Raw genomic sequence first — 18,792 nt, forward strand, 5'->3', positions numbered from 1 at the left:
TGAGCTGCCAGCCCTGCAAGGCTGGCATTCCCGCCTGCCTCAGTACAGACGTGTGCAGCCCCGAAGGCTTACCCATCCAAGTAGGAGCAGGCCTCGTGCCACGATGGGCCGCAAAGCGGCCCCAGCACCCTGAGTTGCGAAGCTGATAACCCTGAGGCCGCATCGCAGCCTCAAGGCTCCAGCAAAGCTCATCTCAACCCAACGACCGCGCCCCCACAGGCTGCGCATGACCGCGTGTCGTCACGATACCCAGGAAGGAAATCAGGATCGCAAGCCCCAGCGTGGCGCTCACTTCCGCCCGGTGCTCGGGCGTGTACATCATCACCGCCAAGGCCAGGGCAATGAAGATGATCACCGCCCAGGTCAACCAGGGGAACAGCCACATGCGGAACTTGAGCTCAGTATTCTCCCGCTCAAGACGGCGACGCATGCGCAGTTGGGAGATGGCGATGACCATGTAGACCAGCAGCGCGATGGCACCTGAGCTTGCCAGCAGGAACTCGAACACGCCCTTGGGTGCGAAGTAGTTAAGCACGGCGATGGATGCACCGATCAGGGTGCTGCCGAACACCGCAGCACGGGGTACGCCGACCTTGGACGTGTGTTTGAGCATTGCCGGCGCATCGCCACGCTTGGCCAGCGAATACATCATGCGCGAGGCGATGTAGATCGAGGAGTTCATGCAGCTGGTGACCGCTACCAGCACCACCAGGTCGACCAGCAAGGCCGCATTGGGGATGTTCATGATTTCCAGTGCACGCTGATACGAGCCCACCATAGCCAACTGTGGGTCGTTCCACGGCACGACGGAAATGATCACGAAGATGGAGAGGATGTAGAAGGTACTGATGCGCCAGATGACCGAACGGGTGGCCTTGGCGATGTTGCGCGAAGGATCGCTCGACTCCGAAGCGGCGATGGTCACTGCCTCCGTGCCGATGAAGCTGAACATCACAGTGATGAACGCGCCCACCACCGCCGCCCAGCCATTGGGCGCAAAACCGCCATGCTCGGCAATCAGCCCACTCAAACCGCTGACTTCACGGTTGGGCAGCCACCCCATCAGCGCCGCGAAGCCGAGGCTGATGAAGGCAAGGATCGCAGTCACTTTCAAAATGGCGAACCAGAACTCGAACTCACCGTACTTGGCCACACTGAACAGGTTGGTACCTGCCAGCAACAGCACCGACGCCAAGGCGAATATCCAGCTGTCTATCTGCGGGAACCAGGCGTTGAGCACATGCCCTGCCGCCAGGGCTTCGATGGGAATGACCAGCACCCAGAACCACCAGTACAACCAGCCGATGGTGTAGCCGGCCCAGCGGCCGATGGCCTGGTCGGCGTAGGTGGAAAATGAACCGGTATCGGGGTGCGCGACGGCCATTTCGCCGAGCATGCGCATGACCAGGACGACCAAGGTCCCGGCCACGAAATAGGAGATTATGGTAGCCGGGCCGGCTGCCGCAATGGCGTGGCCCGAGCCGACGAAAAGTCCGGCGCCGATGATGCCGGCGATGGACAGCATCGTTACATGACGTGGCTTGAAACCTTGTGCAAGGTTGCCATCAGATCCCACGGTGTTCATTGATGTTGTTCTCTTTTTGCTGACACAAGGATGGACGGGCAGGCGTAGGCGAAAATAGCTCCTTGAAGGGTTCAGGTCGACAGGTTGCTTGCGCTCTGTTGTTGATCTTTGCAGCGCATCACAAGGCAACGTGCCAGTGGGGGTCGGGCTTCATTTAAGCCCCGCAGGGATGAGGGAAATTACACGAGAACGCCCCGGAACTGTTCGATCACGACAGCGCTTTTGTGCAAGCGACAAATGTCGCGATTGGCATGTCCGAACGCGCCATGAACGCCAATGGCGCTTCTGTTTTTCATTCGAGTGTGCTGCCCCGGCTGCCCGTTCAACAGGCAGCGGGTGGCGCGGGCATCAGGCCAAGGCGTGGTCGACCAGCACTTGCAGCCGCCCCAGGGAACAGCGCTCGACCCGCGCCTGGACGCCATACACCTGCGCCAGCAAGTCGGGCACCAACACATCCTGCGGCGTACCACTGGCGACCACCCTGCCCTCGCGCAGCACCACCAGCCAGTCGGCATGGCTGGCAGCCAGGTTGATGTCGTGCAGCACCGCCACCGCCAACAGGCGATGCACCTGCACGCGCTCACGCACGGCGTCCATGACCCGCAATTGATAATGCAGGTCCAGCGCGCTGGTGGGCTCATCGAGCAGCAGCACCTGCGGGTTGCGCGCCAGCAACTGGGCCAGCGCCACCAATTGCCGCTGCCCACCGGACAAGCTGTCCAGCGAGCGCTGGGCCAGGTGCTCGATACCCAGCTGGCGCAGGGCCGCAAAGGCCTGGCCCAGCAGGTCGTCCGCGGTGCCTACGCGAAGTGCCGCCATGATGCTTTCCAGCACGCCGAGGGCAATGCCGGGGGGCAACTGCTGGGGCATGTAGGCTAGCCGTCGAGCGCGCTCGGCAAAGGCCAGGCGGGTCACGTCCTGGCCATCCAGGCGCAGGCCGCCACGCATGCGTTCAAGCCCTGCCAGGGCCCTGAGCAGCGTGGACTTGCCCGCCCCGTTGGGCCCCACCAGCGCCACCAGGCTGCCTCCGGGCAAGGCAGGCAGGCTGACCTCGTGCAGAATCTGCCGCGCACCGTAGGCGACCGAAACCTTGTCGATCACCAGGCTCACAGCTTTCTCCCCCGCCGGAACACCAGCGTCACGAAAATCGGTACCCCCACCAGGGCGGTGACGATGCCGACCGGCACGATGACGCCTGGCATGATCAGCTTGCTGGCAATGGAGGACAACGACAGCATCAGTGCGCCCACCAGCGCGCTGGCCGGCAGCAGGAACCGCTGATCTTCACCCACCAGCAAGCGCGCAATGTGCGGCCCGACCAGGCCGACGAAGCCGATGGTGCCAACGAATGCCACGGCGGTTGCCGACAACAGGCTGATGCGCAGCAGCGAGGCAAAACGCAGCCGCCGGGTGTCCACACCGAAGCTGCGCGCCCGGTCCTCGCCCATGCGCAGCAGCGTCATCGAAGGTGCTGAGCGCAGCGAAAACGGCAACACCAGCGCCACGACCAGCGCCAGAATGCCGAGTTTGTTCCAATCGGCCCGGGCCAGGCTGCCCATGGTCCAGAACACCAGTTGCTGCAATACGTCTTCGGTGGCCAGCAGTTGCAACAGCGACACCAGGGCATTGCAGCTGAACACCAGGGCGATGCCGAACAGCACCAGGCTCTCCACGCCCGCCCCGCGAAGCCGCGACATGGCCTGCAACAACACCACCGACAGGCAGGCGAAGACGAAGGCCATCACCGTCACCTGCACCCCCGCCGTCATCCAGGCGATGCTGAGCGGGTAGGCGATGGCAAGCGAAGCCCCCAGTGCCGCTGACGAGGACACCCCCAGGGTAAAGGGGCTGGCCAGCGGGTTGTCGAGGATTGCCTGCATCTCGGCCCCTGCGAGCGACAGTGCCGTGCCCACCAGCACGGCCATCAGCGCGTAGGGCAAGCGAACGTTCCAGATGATTACCCGCTCCGTGGCGCTGAGCGTGGCCGGGTCGAACAGGCCTTGCACCAGTCGCCCCAGGCTCATCCCCGACGCACCGCTGGCCAGGTCGCTCAAGACCGAAACCAGCAACAGCACGGCCAGCCCGGCAATCAGCCCGGTACGCCGCCACAGCAGCCGGCGGTAGTGCCAGGCGGCCTGTTGCACGCCTGGCAGCGCCTGTGCGGTCACTGGGCGTCGACCCAGTACTGACCGTCCAGCCCTACCTTGAGCATGCGGTTGATCTCGGCCATGGTCGCTTGCGGATCGATGTCCTTGAACCGCTCCGGGTGCACCCAACGCGCCATCGCTTCAATCGCAAGGATGTTGAACGGCGAGTTGTAGAAGTCATGCCACAAGCCATGGGCCTGGCCGGCCTGGATGGGCCGCAAGGGGGCGAATTCCGGGCGGGCGGTGATCTTCGCCAGGCTGTCCCGGGCCGTTTTTTCGGAAACCCCGGCCCCCAGCAGTACGCCGGGGGCGCGGTTGCCGGTGGCGATATAGACGTCGGGGTCGGCTTGCAGCACGTACTCGACGCTCACATCGCCCAGCGCACCGGGCACCACGTCGGCACCGATGTTATGGCCACCCACCGCCTGGACCACACTGCCCAAGCCGCTTTTGCCAGTGGTATGGCCAGGCGCTTGCCACACCCCGGCCAGCAATTCCAGAAACACCTTGGGCCGCTCGCTTTCCTTGATGCCAGCCACGCCCGCTTTCACCTGCTCCAGGTGACGGTCGTACAGGTCGAGGTACTGCTGCGCCTGCTGTTCACGGCCTAGCAGCGTACCCAGCGCCTGCATGCTGACGTGGGTATTGCGCATGGGGTGCACACGAAAATCGATGAACAACACCGGCACGCCGGCCTTGGCCAGCAGATCGGCCACCGGGCTGTGCTGGGTCGGGCCTTCGCCGGCGATGCTGAAAATGGCCAGGTCAGGCTTGAGCGACAGGATCTGCTCGGCGCTCACGCTCTGCTCGGAGGCCTGCCCTATCAAGGGCAGCTTGGCGATCTGCGGGTACTGCCGGGCGTAGACCTCATAGGTATGCGGGTCCAGCAAGCGCATGTCGTTCTGCCAGCCCACCACGCGCTGGAAGGGGTTATCACGGTCGAGCAGCGCCAGGGCGAAGAACAAACGCCCCTCGCCCAGCACGATACGTTGCGGGGCGTGGTCAAGCTCGACGGTACGCCCCAGCACATCGGTAACTTGCAGGGCTTGGGCGGTGTGGGCAAAGCCGAGGCAGGACGCCAGCAGCAGCAAGGCAGGCAGCAGGCGCTGCCGCAAACGGGGGAACAGGCACATCGGGGCGTCCTCTTGAAGAGAGAATCAGTCGCAACGGAGCCGGGCATTCTAGCCAGCCGCCTGTGCTCCCGATGTGCGCGAATGTATTGGTCTGGTCGCCAGCCATTACATCCCGTTACCCCAAGGCGTTACCAGGTCAGGCAGATCTTGCCGAAATGGCGGTTGCTTTCCTGATAGCGAAACGCATCGACGATGTGTTCGAGCTCGAAGTGCTTGTCCACCACCGGGCGCAGGCCGTTGGCCTCGATGGCCCGGACCATGGCCTGCTGCTGGGCACGGCTGCCTACCAGCACACCCTGCAGGCGGATCTGCCGCACCAGGGCCTGCACCAGCGGCAGCTGCCCCGCCACACCGGTCAAAATGCCGATCAGCGAGACATGGCCCCCGATGCGTGCGGCGATCATCGATTGCTCCAGGGTGGCGGGCCCGCCGACTTCGATCACATGGTCCACCCCACGGTTGTCGGTCAGCTCACGCACCTTTTCGCCCCAGGCCGGCGTGCGCGTGTAGTTGATCACGTGGTCGGCGCCCAAGGCCTTGAGCCGCTCGAGCTTGGCATCGCTGGAAGAGGTGGCGATCACCGACGCACCGGCCAGCTTGGCGAACTGCAGGGCAAAGATCGACACCCCGCCGGTGCCCTGTACCAGCACCGTGTCACCGGGCTTGAGGTGATCGTCGCTCATCAGCGCGCGCCAGGCGGTAAGCCCGGCGGTGGTCAAGGTCGCCGCCTCGGCGTGGCTGAAGCCCTTGGGCGCGCGGGTGAAGGCTGTGGCCAACGCGGTCACATGGCCACGGGCATAACCGTCCAGGCCATCGCCCGGCACCCGGGCAAAGCCCTCGACATTGGCCTCACCATCCAGCCAGTCAGGGAAGAAGGTGCTGACCACGCTGTCACCGACCTGAAAGTCGCTGACGCCGCTGCCCACGGCGATCACCTCGCCGGCACCGTCGGCCATCGGGATGCGCCGTTCGGCTGGGCCCCACATGCCGCTGACCACGGCGAAGTCGTGGTAATTGAGGGAGCTGGCATGCAAGCGTACGGTGATTTCACCCACGCCTGGGGCAGTGGCCTCGCAGGTGCCGACCTCGACCTTGTCGTAGCCGCCGCCGGGTTGAACGTAGATCGCCTTGTTGCTCATGGTCGAGTGCTCCATCTGTAAAAAGGAAAGTGGTCGGCGAGCGTGGGGTCAGCCCAGCATACGCTTCAAGGCATGACAGTCGGGCGCATGTCGGTCAGCAAGGCCCGGCCAGGCGTCGTGCGGCTGGTTCACAAGCACCGTGCCCGCGCCGGCGGCTCGCCCGCAGTCGAGGTCGAAGCGGTGGTCGCCCACCATCACCATCGCCTGCGGCGCGACGCCCCAGGCGCCGGCAATCTTGAGCAGCCCATCGGGGCTGGGCTTGGGCTGCGCTTCGTCACGCCCAAGAATGTGCGCCACCGGAAAACAGTCGGCAAGGCCAATGGCTTGGAGCGTGATGTGTGCCAGTTCGCGGGCATTGCGGGTGAGGATGCCCAGTTGGCAACCACGGCTGGCCAGCTCACGGACCAGCTCCACCGCCCCCTGGGCAGCTTTGGAGACCAGCGCCAGATGACGCTCGTGCTCCAGCAGCCAGGCATGCTTGGCGGCGGCTTCGTCTGCGGGCAGAGCCGCCAGGTGCGCCAGAATGTCGTCCTTGGGAGGAATGCCCAACTTCACACGGATAGCGGCAAAATCATGCGCGGCCACGGTCAGGGTGCCGTCCATGTCGAACACCCAATGGCGCACCTGGCCCAGGTTCATGCCCAGTCCTTGCGATGACGGATCAGGCCTTCCTGGCTGGACGAGGCGACCAGTTGACCGGCCTGGTTGAAGATGCTGCCGCGGCAGAAGCCACGGGCATTGCCAGCCCAGGGGCTGTCGGTGGCGTACAGCAGCCATTCATCAGCCCGCAGGTTGCCGTGGAACCACAAAGAGTGGTCCAGGCTGGCGATCTGCATGTCCCGCTGCCAGACCGACTTGCCATGGGGCAGCATCGATGTGGTCAGCAGCCCGAAATCAGAGGCGTAGGCCAGGATGTACTTGTGCAGCGCAGGGATAGCCGGCAGATTGCCGTCGGCGCGGAACCAGGCGTATTTCACCGGGTCGCCGGGCTTGGGGTTGAACGGGTCACGCTCGGTTACTGGGCGAATCTCGATGGGCTTGGCGCACAGCACCTTGTCGCGGATGCGCTCAGGAAGCTGATCGGCCATGGCGCTGGCCAGTTCCACTTCGGTAGGCAGGTTTTCAGGGCCGACCACATCGGGCATCTGTGCCTGGTGGGTGAACCCGTCCTCGTCGTACTGGAACGAGGCGCTGCAGGTGAAGATCGTCTTGCCCTTCTGAATCGCCGTGACGCGTCGGGTACTGAAACTGCCGCCATCACGCACGCGGTCCACCGAGTACACCACCGGCAGGCTGGCATCGCCCGGGCGCAGGAAGTAGCCGTGCAGCGAGTGCACGTGGCGGGCATCCTCTACCGTCTGGCTGGCGGCCGACAAGGACTGGCCCAGCACCTGGCCGCCATACAGCTGGCGAAAACCCAGGTCCTGGCTGCGGCCGCGGAACAGGTTTTCTTCAATGGCTTCGAGGCTCAACAGGTCGACCAGGTCGTCCAACACATGACTCATCAGGGTTCTCCGTAGACGCAAGACGTGCTCACAAGGCGCCGTGGGCCGGCGCTCGATTCAACCGGCGCGGCCCACGCATGAGCCGCACCGTCCAATAGCGCAAATAATACAGGGTTTGACATCGCCAGCCCCCCTGGCGGTTCACTCGGCCCGCAAGGTCTGCTCCCACCGCGCGCGATCGATCCGATACAGCACATGCGGGCGCAGTGGATGGCCGAGGGCGACACGCGGGTGGTCGAAACTGCCTGCCAGGTCCTGCTCCATGCCGATGGCTTGCATCACCTTCTGCGAGGGCAGGTTGAGGGTGCTGGTAAAGGACACCACCTGCTCGACCTGCAACTGGGCAAACGCACAGCGCAAGCACGTCCAGGCCGCCTCACTGGCAAACCCCAGACCCCAGTGCCGACGTGCCAGGCGCCAGCCGATCTCGACTGCCGGGGCGAAGGGCGCGTCGAAGTTGACATTGAGCAGGCCCGTCATGCCGATGAAAGCCCCACTGTCCTTGCGCTCAAGCGCCCACAGGCCAAACCCGTACTCATGAAAATGCCCGCGGATGCGGCCGATCAAGGCAGCCGCTTCAAGGCGTGTGAGCGGCGCGGGGAAGTAGCGCATGACCTGGGGGTCGGCGCACAGGGCAGCGAACTCGCGCAGATCCTCGTCCTGCCATTGGCGCAGAATCAGCCGCGCGCTTTCCAGTTCCAGAATGGGGGTCATGGGGTTCGCTCCGTTTTGGCGTGCTGCACTGTACAGCGTAGGCGCAGGCACGACCGCGCACCGGGTAATGAGTAGCCGAATGCATTTTTCACATGCGCTTCACCGGCTGGCAACACGCGGGTTAGCAAAATGCCGCCATCCCTGCCGCGCCCAGCGCGCGGTTTCCCTGTCGGAGCCACCCATGCTGTCGAGCAACACTCTGCCGCCCTACGCAATGCATTCACCGCGCAAGCGATGGCTGCCCCGCAGCACCGTGACCGTCGCCTTGAGCCTGTGCCTGGCCGTGGCGGCATCGACCTCCTGGTTTATGACGAGAACCTCCATCGTGGACCTTGGTAGCGAACAACAACTCAGCAAAAGCGGCCTGCTCCAGGCCTGGGCCAACGGTGCGGTGATCGTCATGATCCGCCATGCCGAGCGCTGTGACAGCGCACCGGGCCCCTGCCTGGGCGACCCGGCTGGCATCACGGTCGCCGGCAGCCAGGCTGCCGGGCGCGTGGGCGAAGGCCTCAAGCACCTGGGGCTGGCCGATGCCGACCTGTTGAGCAGCCCGAAGGTGCGCACCCAGCAGACGGCGCATTTCATTCTGGGGCAGCCGGTGGCCACGCGGGAATGGATCGGCCAGTGCGACGGCGGCTTCCCGGCTCAGGCGCTGGCAGCCAAACGCCCCGAACACAACCTGGTGCTGGTAACCCACAACGGCTGCGTCGATCAGTTCGCTCGCCAGCAGAACGTTACCGGCGGCGAACGGGACAGCGGTTATGCCAGTGCCCTGTTCGTTTCCGTGGACGACAGTGGCAAGGCACGCATCCTGGGGCGGTTGAACGCGCCCGAATGGCAGCGCGTGCTGGCCAGCGCTGCACGTTGAAAGTGCCCGTTGCATAGGTGGGCACCGGCTTGCACGCTGGGCTAGCAAAGTTTTCCACAGCCGTTGGCTGTCATGGCAAGATCAAGTCTGTTTCTTGCTGTGGATAACCCATGTCGCTGCCGCTGATCTACCACGAAGACTACAGCCCGGAGTTTCCGCCGGACCATCGTTTTCCGATGGACAAGTTTCGTCTGCTGCACGATCACCTGATCGACAGTGGGTTGACCACCGACCAGGCGTTGCTGCGGCCCGAAATCTGCCCCAATGACATTCTTGCGCTGGCCCACGACCGCCGTTACATCGAGCGCTACATGCACGGCGAGCTATCCCGCGAGGACCAGCGGCGCCTGGGCCTGCCGTGGAGCGAAGCGCTGGCGCGGCGCACCGTGCGTGCGGTCGGGGGTTCGCTGTTGACGGCCGAGATGGCCCTGCAACACGGGGTGGCCTGTCACCTGGCGGGCGGTACCCACCATGCCCACTACGACCACCCAGCCGGCTTTTGCATCTTCAATGACCTGGCCGTGATCAGCCGTTACCTGCTCGAAGCCGGTCGCGTGCACCGGGTGCTGATCTTCGATTGCGATGTTCATCAAGGGGACGGTACCGCGCGCATTCTTGAAGACACGCCCGACGCCATTACCGTCTCCCTGCATTGCGAGCAGAACTTCCCGGCCCGCAAGGCGCAAAGCGACTGGGACATCCCCCTGCCACGTGGCATGGGGGACGACGCTTACCTGCACGTGGTGGATGAGGCGCTCAATTACCTGCTGCCGCTCTATCAGCCTGACCTGGTGCTGTACGACGCCGGGGTCGATGTTCACAAGGACGATGCCCTGGGTTACCTGCAAATCACCGATGCAGGGCTGGCCGCACGTGACGCGCGCGTGCTCGGCCAGTGCCTGGGCCGCGACATTCCGGTCATGGGCGTGATCGGGGGCGGTTACAGCAAGGATCGCAGAGCGCTGGCCAAGCGCCACGGCGTACTTCATCACACGGCGGCCAACGTCTTGCGTTGTGCACAATGACTGTGGAACCGCTTGTGGATAACCTGAGCGAAACAGGCTGTAGCCCTTTAATAGCGCTGCTTGCGCGACATTGATCATTTTTTGATCAGTGCTTGTGAGGGCTGTGCTGCGCTAGAATGCGCATCTTTTCCACAGCCTGCAGCCCATCATGTCCGAAGTAAGTCACCCCGCCCCTCCTGTCGCCGCTGTCATTGGGGGCGGCCCCGCCGGCCTGATGGCGGCTGAAGCCCTGGCACAGGCCGGGCTTTCGGTGGAAGTGTTCGACGCCATGCCTTCGGTGGGTCGCAAGTTTCTGCTGGCAGGCGTGGGCGGCATGAACATCACCCACTCCGAACCCTACCCTGCTTTTGCGGCGCGGTATGCCGAGCGCCGAAGCGAGGTTGACGGGCTGTTGCGCGACTTTGACGCAGACGCCTTGCGCCAGTGGATTCACGGGCTGGGTATCGCCACGTTCGTGGGCAGCTCGGGCCGCGTGTTCCCAACCGACATGAAGGCCGCCCCGCTCTTACGCGCGTGGCTCAAGCGCCTGCGTGAAACCGGCGTGGTTATCCACAACCGTCATCGCTGGCTGGGCTGGAGCGAGGACGGCGCGCTGCGCATTGCTTATCCACAGGGCGAGCGGCTGGTCCGGCCCGCCGTGGTCGTACTGGCACTGGGTGGCGGCAGTTGGGCGCGGCTGGGATCGGATGGGCGCTGGCAGGCAACCCTGGCTGACCGCGCTGTGGATATCTCACCCCTGCGACCGAGCAATTGCGGGTTCGAGGTCGCGGGCTGGAGTGCGGTGCTCACCGACAAGTTCGCAGGGGCGCCGGTCAAGAACATTGCCCTGAGCGTGCCAGGCCGTGCGCCGCGCAAAGGCGAGTTCATCCTGACCGCCCAGGGTGTGGAAGGCAGCCTGGTCTACGCCTGGTCGGCGCAGGTGCGTGCGGCCATCGAGCAATGTGGCAGCGGTGTGCTGATATTGGACCTGCTGCCGGACAAGCCTGTGGACAAGATTGCCCAAGCCGTGGCACGCCCGAGGGGCTCGCGGTCCATGGCCAAGCACTTGCAAGGGCAAGTGGGCCTGGACGGGGTCAAGGCGGCGCTGCTGCGCGAGCTGACCGACCCGGCCACATTCGCCGACCCGCCAGCCCTTGCCCAGGCGATCAAGGCCCTGCCGATCACGCTGGTGCGCACTCGTCCCTTGGACGAAGCGATCAGTAGTGCCGGCGGGGTGCGTTTCGAAAGCCTGGATGAGGGGCTGATGATAAAGCACATGCCAGGGGTGTTCTGTGCGGGCGAGATGCTGGACTGGGAAGCGCCAACAGGCGGGTATCTGCTGACTGCCTGCTTCGCCAGCGGGCTGCGGGCCGGTCGGGCAGCGGCGGCGTGGGTGGGGCGGCAGGGGAATACGACGGGCTGATCGCAGGTTTCACAGGCCTGTCCTCGCTTTAGCAATCGGGGCTATACCCAACGCGCTGCTAAAGCTCGTACCTGCCCCGTTGAGATCAAAAGCCACTGCCTCACGCCAACGCTCTAACCGTCAGGGCTTGCGCTTGCGCGGCCCCCCATTGAAGCTAGGCACCTTGCGCACGGCCTTCACCGCAGGTGGCGCGGTGCCTGCCTCATCACTGTCCATCCAGCGACCCAGCCCACGCTTGGCACTGTTCTCCTTGGGCTTCTTCGGTTTCTTGGGCTTTTTCATCACCTGACCACTGGCATCGGTCAGGGGTACCCGGTGATCAGGAATGAAGTCAGGCTCTTCATGACGCGTCAGTGTCTGCCGGGTCAGCACTTCGATGGCCGCTAGCAACTGCACCTCATCCGCGCACACCAGCGAAATCGCCTCACCCGTGTTGCCCGCACGGCCAGTGCGGCCGATACGGTGCACATAGTCTTCGGCCACGATCGGCAGGTCCAGGTTGACTACCAGCGGCAGGTCGTCGATGTCCAGCCCGCGCGCAGCCACGTCGGTGGCCACCAGCACCTGCACCTCGCGTGCCTTGAAGCTGTCCAGCGCCCGTTGCCGTGTCGCCTGGGGGCGGTCGCCATGGATACCATCGGCCTTGACCCCTTCGGCCAGCAGGCGCTCGACCAGTTGATCGACGCCATTGCGGGTCTTGGCGAAGACCAGCACCTGCTTCCAACGCTGCTTGCGCAACAGGTGGCAGAACAGGTCGACCTTGCGCTTCTTGTCCACCGTCACCAGCCATTGCTTGACGCTCGCCGCCGTGGCATTGCGCGGGCTGACTTCGATGCTGAGCGGGTCGTTGAGCGCGAGCCCTGCAAGCAGGCGGATCTGGTCCGAGAAGGTCGCCGAAAACAGCAGCGTCTGGCGCTTGCGGGGCAGCGCGGCATAGACCGATTGCAGCTCCTCGGCGAACCCCAGGTCGAGCATGCGATCGGCTTCGTCGAGCACCAGAATCTGCACTTGGTTGAACTTGATCGCGTTCTGGCGATACAGGTCCAGCAGCCGGCCCGGGGTCGCCACCAGCAGGTCCACACCACGGCGCAGGCGCATCATCTGCGGGTTGATGCTGACCCCGCCATACACCGCATAGGTGCTCAGCGGCAGGTGCTCGGCATACTCGCGCACGTTGGTATGCACCTGCTCGGCCAGTTCACGGGTGGGCACCAGGACCAAGGCACGAATCGAGTTGGCCGCCACCTTCTCGCCTTCAAGCGCCAGGCGTTGCAACACGGGTAGGGCAAAACCTGCGGTCTTGCCCGTGCCGGTCTGGGCGGCGGCCATCAGGTCGCGGCCGGCCAGCACGGCGGGGATGGCCTGGGCCTGTACCGGGGTCGGGTTGGTGTAATCGCGCTGCTCAAGGGTGCGCAGCAAGGGTTCGATCAGGCCGAGTTTGGCGAAATTCATGGCAATACCATCAGGGGTTCAGCGAAGCCGGCAAGTCTACCGCATCCCCCCTGTGCACTTGCAGGTTTCCCGGTCGAGCGGCTAGGCGATGGGCCGCGCCTTGCGCCACTGCGGCAGGCCGATCAGGACCACCGCGCCAATGATCACGGCCATGGCAACGCACTCTTCGGCACCGATCTGCTCGCCGGCAAACACGATGCCCAAGAGCACCGCCACGGCCGGGTTGACGTAGGCATAGCTGGTGGCCGCCGCCGGGCGAACGTGCTTGAGCAGGTACATGTAGGCGCTGAACGCCAGGATCGAGCCGAAGAACACCAGGTAGGCCAGCGCGCCCCAGCCGGCAGCGGTGGGCATCTGCGTCATGCGTTCACCCGACAGCAGGCTGCCCAACAGCAACGCCGTACCACCGACCAGCATCTGTGCAGCGCTGGCCATGGGGCCCGGAGGCATGGGCAGGCGCTTGCTCCAGACCGACCCGAATGCCCACGAGGCGGCGGCGAAGATCAACAGCGCCGCGCCAAGCGGGCTCGCCTGCAGGTTGGAGCCCAGGTTGAGCAAGCCGATGCCGGTCAGGCCAAGCACGATGCCCGCCCATTCGAGCCCTGAGTTGCGATAACCGAACATCAGCCCAAACACCAGGGTAAACAAGGGCACGGTCGCCACCGCCAGCGCTGCCACGCCGGACGCCACGCCGGCATGCTCAGCGATCGTCACGCCCCCGTTGCCACAGCTGAGCAGCAAAAAGCCCACCAGCCCCGCTGCCCGCCACTGCGGCCAGGACGGTGATGGCGCCCCTCGCCAGCGCATGAAGCCGTACAACAGCCCCCCGGCAATCAGAAAGCGCACCCCAGCCATGAGCATGGGCGGCCAGCTTTCCACACCGATGCGAATGAACAGGTAGGTTGAACCCCATACGAAATACAGGGCCACGAAGGCCCCGATGAGCAACAGCGGGAAGCGGCGGGTGCTGGACATGGTCGACTCGAAAATCCATTTGCGGGTGACGCAGTCTAACGGTGTGAAACGCAGCGGCAACCCTACAGTGAGGCGTTGGATAAGCAGCACACTTGCAGCCGCGGGCGTGCGACGCCAGGCGCTGCCCGTTTCAGCGGTAGGCTGCCAGCGCGTCGCGCACCTTGGCGGCGGGGGTTTTCTGCAAACGGCAGAACAAGTCGTGGGAAGGCTGCTGCACCCCGTGGTCCTGGCGCAGCACGCCGGCCAGGTGCTGGACCAGGTTAGCGGCCATTTCCGCGTCGGCCATGGCCCGGTGGGCCGTGCCGGTGTTGGGCAGCCCGGCCCAGTGGTTCAGTGTGCCCAGCTTGTGGTTGGGGGCGGCCGGCAGCAGGCGCCGGGACAGCAACAGCGAGCAGGCGAAGGGCTGGCTGCGGCTGCGGCCGATGCGGCTCAGTTCGAAATCCCAGAACTTCTGGTCGAAGGCGGCGTTGTGGGCCAGCAGCGGCGTGGCCCCCACGAACTCGGCCACCTCGTTCATCACCTGCTCCACCGGGGGTGCCTTGCGCACCATGGCGGTGGTGATGCCGGTCAAGCCCGACACGAAAGCAGGCACCGACACCCCCGCGTTCATCAGGCTCTGATAGCGCTCGACGATTTGCCCGCGCTCGAGCATCACCACGGCCACCTCAGTGGCGCGGCAACCGGTGCCTGGGGAAATGCCGGTGGTTTCAAAGTCGATGACAGCGATACGTTCCATAAAAACCTTAGTGTTTGAGCAACAACGGGCCCTCGATGGGCACATAGCGGGTGGCGGCGCGGATCAGCGACATCGCCGTCAGCCCCGGCACGCCGTAGACCACCGCTTCGGTGCCGTGGCGCTGGATCACGCGGTCGAGCAGCAGGTCGAAATCCCCGTCACCCGAGGCCAGTACCACCTGGTCCACGCGGCTGGCCGCATCGATCACATCCAGGGTGATGCCGACATCCCAGTCGCCCTTGGCCGAGCCATCGCTGCGCTGGATGAAGGGCTTGAGGCGCACATCGAAACCCAGGTTGCGCAGTATCTGCTGAAACTGCTGCTGCTTGCTGTCGCCCCGATCGATGGCATAGGCCACCGCCTCGACGATCTGGCCTTCTCGGCTGACCTGGTTCCACAAGGCGGTGTAGTTGAAATGGCAACCGTGGGCCTGGCGCACGGTGTAATAGAGGTTCTGCACGTCGGCGAACAACGCGATCTTTTTCACCTTGGCACCTCGTCTGGCCGAATCGGGGCGGGTTCAGCGCCCCGCGAAGGCCAGCAGTATGCCAGAGCCGTCAGACGTAGGAATCGTCGTCGGAGAATAATCCACCGTCATCACCGCCGTAATCGGCGTCACTGTAACCGCCCTGGTCGCTGCCCCAGCCGCTGTTGTCGGCCACGTGCTGCTGCTCGTTCTGGTCGGTCCAGCCGCCACTGTCACTGGCCTGCGCAGGCTCCTCCTTGATCACCTCGACCACCTCTTCGGGCTGGGCGTTGTGGTTGAACAGGCTGCTGATGCCCTGGGCCAGCAAGACACCCCCGGCTACACCGGCCGCAGTCTGCATGGCGCCGCCCAGGAAGCTGCTGGCACCGCCACGCGCGGGCGCTGCGCCAAAGCCCGGCTGCTGGGCCGGCGGCTGCGAGAAGCCAGGTGCCGCCGGCTCGCGCCAGCCGCCACCGGCGGGTGCGGACGGCGCGACCGAGCGCTGGGGTTGAGGGGCAGGTGCCGGCGCCGAGCTGCGCCCACCAGCGCCGAAGATGCTGGACAGAAAACCGCCGCCGCCTGTGTTCTGCGAGGCGCCGGCCTGCGCAGCCTCGGCCTGGGCACGTGCCTGCTTGAGTTCGGCTTCGAGCTGTTTGTTCTGTTCGTCCAGGCGCTTGATGGCCGCTTCCTGCACCAGGATCGCCTGGGCCATGTAGTAAGGGGCCGCCGGCTGCTGGCGCACGTGCGCCTCGATACAGGCCTGTGCCTGCGCATCACGGGGCTGGCTTGGGTCTTCGGCCTGCTTGATGCGGCTGAACAGGCCATCGATCAGGGATTGTTCTTCGGTATTCATGGGGCGACCTCGTGGGTAGCGGGACAACGGACAGGCTCAAAGATGGGGCGTTAACGCGGCTGATTCAATCACTGGCGGGGTGAAACTTTTTTCAGCAAGTGACGGATCAGGGGTCGCTTTGGGCTAGAGTTAGACCCCCTGTTTCAACTGCCATGCGATGTTGACCCATGAATCCGCTGAGCGTTTTGCGCGACTCCCTCCACTTCTTCACCCGCCACCTGGCCGGTATTGCCCAACTGTGCCTGCCGCTGGTGGTGCTCGAAGCCGTGCTGACCCAGGTGCTGTATCGCCAGCTGGGCGAGCAGGCCTCGCCGGCCTACGGCATGCTGATCTACGTGCTGTGCTACCCGTTGTACAGCGCTGCACTGATCCTCTACCTCGATACCCGCAGCAATGGCCAGGCCATCGCCAAGCGCGACCTGTTTGCCCGTGCGGTGCAGCTCTGGCCGGCGCTGACGCTGCTGGTGCTGATCAGCTCGTTGCTGATCATGGCCGGCATGGCCTTGTTCGTGTTCCCAGGGGTGTGGATCATGGTCAACCTGGTGTTCGGCGAATACCTGCTGGTGCTGCGCGGCTTGCCCGTGGTGCAGGCGATGCGCGAAAGCGCCCGCATGACTACTGGCCATTTCATGCGCATTCTGGTGTGCCTGCTGGGGGTGCTGGCGTCGATCTGGCTGATCGAAGGCCTGATCCTGATGGCCATCCCCGATCCTTCCCCTGGCGTGCAACTGCTCGTGGATAGCCTGGCAGGCTTCCTGCAATTGTTCGGCACGGTGGTCATGTACCGGCTGTTCATGCTGCTCGAAGTCGAGCAGCGCACCTGAACGCAGCCGTTGGCTGCTAGCGCTGGGCCTTGAGGAACAGCGCGAACAGCTCCGACTGGGACTTGATGCCCAGCTTGCGGTAGATGTGCTTGCGATGGACCCGCACGGTTTCCGATGAAATGGCGAGTTTGCGGCCGATCTCCTTGCTGGAACAGCCGCTTAGCAGCATGCGGCCCACTTCCAGTTCGCGGGCGGTGAGCGGCGTTTCAAGGTGGCCAAAGCCCTCGGCCAAGTGGTTCTGCCACGCAGGCGCCGGGGTGACTTCGTCGACATCGTGCTCGAACCGAAAGCGCTGGCGCATGGTGGCCAGCACCCAGGGTTGCAAAAGGTGCAGCAACGCAATCTGCTCACCTGCGAAGCGTGAGCGGCTACCGAGCGACAGGCAAAGCGTGCGCCCTGCATCCAGGGCCACGTTGTACTGCACCTCGTCGGCCACCACGTTGAGGCGGAAATAACGCTGGTAGTAGTCGGTGCGCTCGAAGCATTCAGGGGCCACGTCGGCCAGTTGGACCAGGCCGCTTGCCGGTGCTTCCCGGCTGGCGATGTAGAACGGGTCCAGCAGGTAGAGGCCCTTGAGGTAATCCCGGAATAACGGGTCCAGCCCGCCGTCGCTGCCCGGGGATTCGGCATACACCAATGGGCGGTGCTCACTGAAAAGAAACGCGACCCAGCTGTCGAACGCCACGTATTGCTCCAGCAAACGCACCAGGCGCAGCCAGAAGCCGGGGTGGTCCAACGCATCGATCACCTGGCCGACCGAGCGATGCCAGGCAATGTCCTGAAGTGTAAGGTTCATGTCCGGGCTCTGTACCAAAAGGTGAGACGCAGGTCAGGGTGAATACAACCGAGCAGGCAAAGTGTACTGGAGTGCATCGGCATTGCGGCGCTGTTTTCAGCGCAGCGTCGACCAGTACCGACGGATTTGCATGGGGCTAACCCCTATGGGTTACCTCAAGGGCGTAATTACCCCGCCGCCGATGGCAGCGGCATACTCGGGCACTCACCGTGCGCCACAGCAGCTGGTTTCACGCCGCGTCGATCACCTGGCAGCCGTTGGGCTGCGCATTCAGGAGTTGCAATGAAAGTAGAACTCGTCCAGCTGGACGGTCGCGACGGCGACACCGCCTACAACCTGGAACGCACCCTCGAGGCGATCCACCGCGCAGCAGCGGATGTGGACCTGATCGTGTTCCCGGAAACCCAACTGATGGGCTTTCCAACCCATGACAACATCGCGGCTATCGCCGAGCCCCTGACCGGCCCGACGCTTGCCGCCGTCGCCCAAGCGGTGACCGACAAGGGCGTGGCAGCCGTGGTTGGCCTTGCCGAAGCGGGCGAAGACGGGCACTTCTACAACACCACCGTGTTGATCACCCCGGACGGTGTCGCGTTGAAGTACCGCAAAACCCACCTGTGGGCCTCCGACAAGGGCATCTTCACGGCGGGCGATCGCTACGCCACGGCGTTGTACAAAGGGGTGCGCGTAGGGCTGTTGATCTGCTTCGACATCGAATTCCCCGAAAGCGCCCGCGCCCTGGGCCAGCTGGGCGCCGAGCTGATCTTGGTGACCAACGGCAACATGGACCCCTATGGCCCCACGCACCGCACCGCCATCAGCGCCCGCGCCATGGAAAACCAGGCCTATGCGGTCATGGTCAATCGCGTCGGCCAGGGCGATGGCAACCTGGTCTTTGCAGGCGGCAGCGCGGTGGTCGACCCTTACGGCCAACTGTTATGCGAGGCAGGGCGCACCGCCTGCCGGCTGCAACTGGACCTCGACCTGGCGCTGATCGGGCAAGCGCGCCAGGACTACAGCTACCTGGCCGAGCGCCGCTTCGAACTGCCAGGCCAGCAGGTCGAGCACCCTGACGGCTTGCGAGAACTGATCCTGACCACCGTCTGAACCTTTGCGCCACGGCTGGCGCCCAGGGCCCAGGCCGGGCCCTGACATTGAACTCCATAAAAAAC

Annotated in this window: 20 protein-coding genes; 6 read left to right on the forward strand and 14 right to left on the reverse strand. The window is 64.5% G+C overall.

The genetic code is table 11. The features are described 5' to 3' along the window. Positions 1-193 precede the first annotated feature (193 nt). The 8 genes from gabP to CRP40_RS18525 all read right to left on the reverse strand — a co-directional run bounded on the left by gabP (position 194) and on the right by CRP40_RS18525 (position 8,223). Positions 194-1,585, reverse strand: a complete 1,392-nt coding sequence (gene gabP, locus CRP40_RS18490) for a GABA permease (RefSeq protein WP_027915210.1) — start codon at positions 1,583-1,585, stop codon at positions 194-196. A 348-nt stretch (positions 1,586-1,933) separates the two neighbouring features. Beyond that, positions 1,934-2,695, reverse strand: coding sequence for an ABC transporter ATP-binding protein (locus tag CRP40_RS18495; protein WP_027915211.1), 762 nt, complete (start codon positions 2,693-2,695; stop codon positions 1,934-1,936). After that, positions 2,692-3,738 carry an iron ABC transporter permease gene (locus tag CRP40_RS18500; RefSeq protein WP_219858092.1) on the reverse strand — a complete coding sequence of 349 codons (1,047 nt, stop codon included), beginning with the start codon at positions 3,736-3,738 and terminating at the stop codon, positions 2,692-2,694. Before CRP40_RS18500 ends, CRP40_RS18495 begins: the two co-directional genes overlap by 4 nt. 11 nt (positions 3,739-3,749) lie before the next feature. Then, positions 3,750-4,865 (reverse strand): ABC transporter substrate-binding protein, encoded by a 1,116-nt coding sequence (locus CRP40_RS18505; protein WP_027915213.1) that lies wholly within the window; start codon positions 4,863-4,865, stop codon positions 3,750-3,752. A gap of 128 nt (positions 4,866-4,993) precedes the next feature. Next, positions 4,994-6,004 carry an NAD(P)-dependent alcohol dehydrogenase gene (locus tag CRP40_RS18510; protein WP_027915214.1) on the reverse strand — a complete coding sequence of 337 codons (1,011 nt, stop codon included), beginning with the start codon at positions 6,002-6,004 and terminating at the stop codon, positions 4,994-4,996. A gap of 48 nt (positions 6,005-6,052) precedes the next feature. Further along, entirely contained in the window at positions 6,053-6,643 is a 591-nt protein-coding gene (locus CRP40_RS18515) for an HAD family hydrolase (RefSeq protein ID WP_027915215.1), read from the reverse strand. Continuing rightward, entirely contained in the window at positions 6,640-7,509 is an 870-nt protein-coding gene (gene tesB, locus CRP40_RS18520; protein WP_023534523.1) for an acyl-CoA thioesterase II, read from the reverse strand. Before tesB ends, CRP40_RS18515 begins: the two co-directional genes overlap by 4 nt. Before the next feature lie 141 nt (positions 7,510-7,650). Next, positions 7,651-8,223, reverse strand: coding sequence for a GNAT family N-acetyltransferase (locus tag CRP40_RS18525; protein ID WP_027915216.1), 573 nt, complete (start codon positions 8,221-8,223; stop codon positions 7,651-7,653). Between the two features lie 181 nt (positions 8,224-8,404). On the opposite strand from CRP40_RS18525, the gene CRP40_RS18530 reads away from it, so the two are divergent. The 3 genes from CRP40_RS18530 to CRP40_RS18540 all read left to right on the forward strand — a co-directional run bounded on the left by CRP40_RS18530 (position 8,405) and on the right by CRP40_RS18540 (position 11,518). Next, positions 8,405-9,091, forward strand: a complete 687-nt coding sequence (locus tag CRP40_RS18530; RefSeq protein ID WP_027915217.1) for an Ais protein — start codon at positions 8,405-8,407, stop codon at positions 9,089-9,091. Between the two features lie 110 nt (positions 9,092-9,201). Next, a complete protein-coding gene (locus CRP40_RS18535; protein WP_027915218.1) occupies positions 9,202-10,116 on the forward strand; it encodes a histone deacetylase in 915 nt (304 codons plus the stop codon). A gap of 148 nt (positions 10,117-10,264) precedes the next feature. Then, the gene (locus CRP40_RS18540; RefSeq protein ID WP_027915219.1) at positions 10,265-11,518 is read left to right on the forward strand and encodes a TIGR03862 family flavoprotein; all 1,254 of its coding nucleotides are present in this window, start codon (positions 10,265-10,267) and stop codon (positions 11,516-11,518) included. A 120-nt stretch (positions 11,519-11,638) separates the two neighbouring features. Here the strand turns inward: CRP40_RS18540 and CRP40_RS18545 are convergent, their stop codons facing one another. The 5 genes from CRP40_RS18545 to CRP40_RS18565 form a co-directional block, all read right to left on the reverse strand. After that, positions 11,639-12,970, reverse strand: a complete 1,332-nt coding sequence (locus CRP40_RS18545; RefSeq protein WP_027915220.1) for a DEAD/DEAH box helicase — start codon at positions 12,968-12,970, stop codon at positions 11,639-11,641. Positions 12,971-13,051: 81 nt separating this feature from the next. Continuing rightward, positions 13,052-13,945: a drug/metabolite exporter YedA gene (gene yedA, locus CRP40_RS18550; protein WP_027915221.1), complete on the reverse strand. Its 894-nt coding sequence runs from the start codon at positions 13,943-13,945 to the stop codon at positions 13,052-13,054. A gap of 130 nt (positions 13,946-14,075) precedes the next feature. After that, complete coding sequence (locus CRP40_RS18555) at positions 14,076-14,681, reverse strand: 3'-5' exonuclease (protein ID WP_027915222.1); 606 nt, start codon at positions 14,679-14,681, stop codon at positions 14,076-14,078. A gap of 7 nt (positions 14,682-14,688) precedes the next feature. Then, entirely contained in the window at positions 14,689-15,168 is a 480-nt protein-coding gene (locus tag CRP40_RS18560) for an NYN domain-containing protein (protein WP_023534583.1), read from the reverse strand. 70 nt (positions 15,169-15,238) lie between these two features. Further along, positions 15,239-16,000, reverse strand: coding sequence for a DUF2076 domain-containing protein (locus CRP40_RS18565; RefSeq protein ID WP_027915223.1), 762 nt, complete (start codon positions 15,998-16,000; stop codon positions 15,239-15,241). Between the two features lie 167 nt (positions 16,001-16,167). Between CRP40_RS18565 and CRP40_RS18570 the strand changes: the two genes are divergently transcribed. After that, on the forward strand, positions 16,168-16,824 hold the full coding sequence (locus CRP40_RS18570; RefSeq protein ID WP_027915224.1) for a membrane protein: 657 nt from the start codon (positions 16,168-16,170) through the stop codon (positions 16,822-16,824). Between the two features lie 16 nt (positions 16,825-16,840). Here CRP40_RS18570 and CRP40_RS18575 read toward each other — a convergent pair whose 3' ends face one another. Further along, the gene (locus tag CRP40_RS18575; RefSeq protein ID WP_027915225.1) at positions 16,841-17,620 is read right to left on the reverse strand and encodes a helix-turn-helix transcriptional regulator; all 780 of its coding nucleotides are present in this window, start codon (positions 17,618-17,620) and stop codon (positions 16,841-16,843) included. 130 nt (positions 17,621-17,750) lie between these two features. On the opposite strand from CRP40_RS18575, the gene CRP40_RS22045 reads away from it, so the two are divergent. Both CRP40_RS22045 and CRP40_RS18580 read left to right on the forward strand, forming a co-directional pair. After that, the gene (locus CRP40_RS22045; protein ID WP_154665194.1) at positions 17,751-17,906 is read left to right on the forward strand and encodes a hypothetical protein; all 156 of its coding nucleotides are present in this window, start codon (positions 17,751-17,753) and stop codon (positions 17,904-17,906) included. Then, a complete protein-coding gene (locus CRP40_RS18580; RefSeq protein ID WP_027915226.1) occupies positions 17,903-18,727 on the forward strand; it encodes a carbon-nitrogen hydrolase family protein in 825 nt (274 codons plus the stop codon). The genes CRP40_RS22045 and CRP40_RS18580 overlap by 4 nt, the downstream gene beginning before the upstream one ends. The last annotated feature ends 65 nt before the right edge of the window (positions 18,728-18,792 follow it).

Source organism: Pseudomonas sp. URMO17WK12:I9, assembly GCF_900230165.1.
Lineage (GTDB): Bacteria > Pseudomonadota > Gammaproteobacteria > Pseudomonadales > Pseudomonadaceae > Aquipseudomonas > Aquipseudomonas fulva.

Coding starts and splice junctions, on each gene's coding strand:
- gabP (WP_027915210.1), bottom strand. CDS start 1,585: ATGAACACCGTGGGATCTGATGGCAACCTTGCACAAGGTTTCAAGCCA.
- CRP40_RS18505 (WP_027915213.1), bottom strand. CDS start 4,865: ATGTGCCTGTTCCCCCGTTTGCGGCAGCGCCTGCTGCCTGCCTTGCTG.
- CRP40_RS18510 (WP_027915214.1), bottom strand. CDS start 6,004: ATGAGCAACAAGGCGATCTACGTTCAACCCGGCGGCGGCTACGACAAG.
- CRP40_RS18515 (WP_027915215.1), bottom strand. CDS start 6,643: ATGAACCTGGGCCAGGTGCGCCATTGGGTGTTCGACATGGACGGCACC.
- tesB (WP_023534523.1), bottom strand. CDS start 7,509: ATGAGTCATGTGTTGGACGACCTGGTCGACCTGTTGAGCCTCGAAGCC.
- CRP40_RS18525 (WP_027915216.1), bottom strand. CDS start 8,223: ATGACCCCCATTCTGGAACTGGAAAGCGCGCGGCTGATTCTGCGCCAA.
- CRP40_RS18530 (WP_027915217.1), top strand. CDS start 8,405: ATGCTGTCGAGCAACACTCTGCCGCCCTACGCAATGCATTCACCGCGC.
- CRP40_RS18535 (WP_027915218.1), top strand. CDS start 9,202: ATGTCGCTGCCGCTGATCTACCACGAAGACTACAGCCCGGAGTTTCCG.
- CRP40_RS18540 (WP_027915219.1), top strand. CDS start 10,265: ATGTCCGAAGTAAGTCACCCCGCCCCTCCTGTCGCCGCTGTCATTGGG.
- CRP40_RS18545 (WP_027915220.1), bottom strand. CDS start 12,970: ATGAATTTCGCCAAACTCGGCCTGATCGAACCCTTGCTGCGCACCCTT.
- yedA (WP_027915221.1), bottom strand. CDS start 13,945: ATGTCCAGCACCCGCCGCTTCCCGCTGTTGCTCATCGGGGCCTTCGTG.
- CRP40_RS18555 (WP_027915222.1), bottom strand. CDS start 14,681: ATGGAACGTATCGCTGTCATCGACTTTGAAACCACCGGCATTTCCCCA.
- CRP40_RS18565 (WP_027915223.1), bottom strand. CDS start 16,000: ATGAATACCGAAGAACAATCCCTGATCGATGGCCTGTTCAGCCGCATC.
- CRP40_RS18570 (WP_027915224.1), top strand. CDS start 16,168: ATGAATCCGCTGAGCGTTTTGCGCGACTCCCTCCACTTCTTCACCCGC.
- CRP40_RS18575 (WP_027915225.1), bottom strand. CDS start 17,620: ATGAACCTTACACTTCAGGACATTGCCTGGCATCGCTCGGTCGGCCAG.
- CRP40_RS22045 (WP_154665194.1), top strand. CDS start 17,751: ATGGGGCTAACCCCTATGGGTTACCTCAAGGGCGTAATTACCCCGCCG.
- CRP40_RS18580 (WP_027915226.1), top strand. CDS start 17,903: ATGAAAGTAGAACTCGTCCAGCTGGACGGTCGCGACGGCGACACCGCC.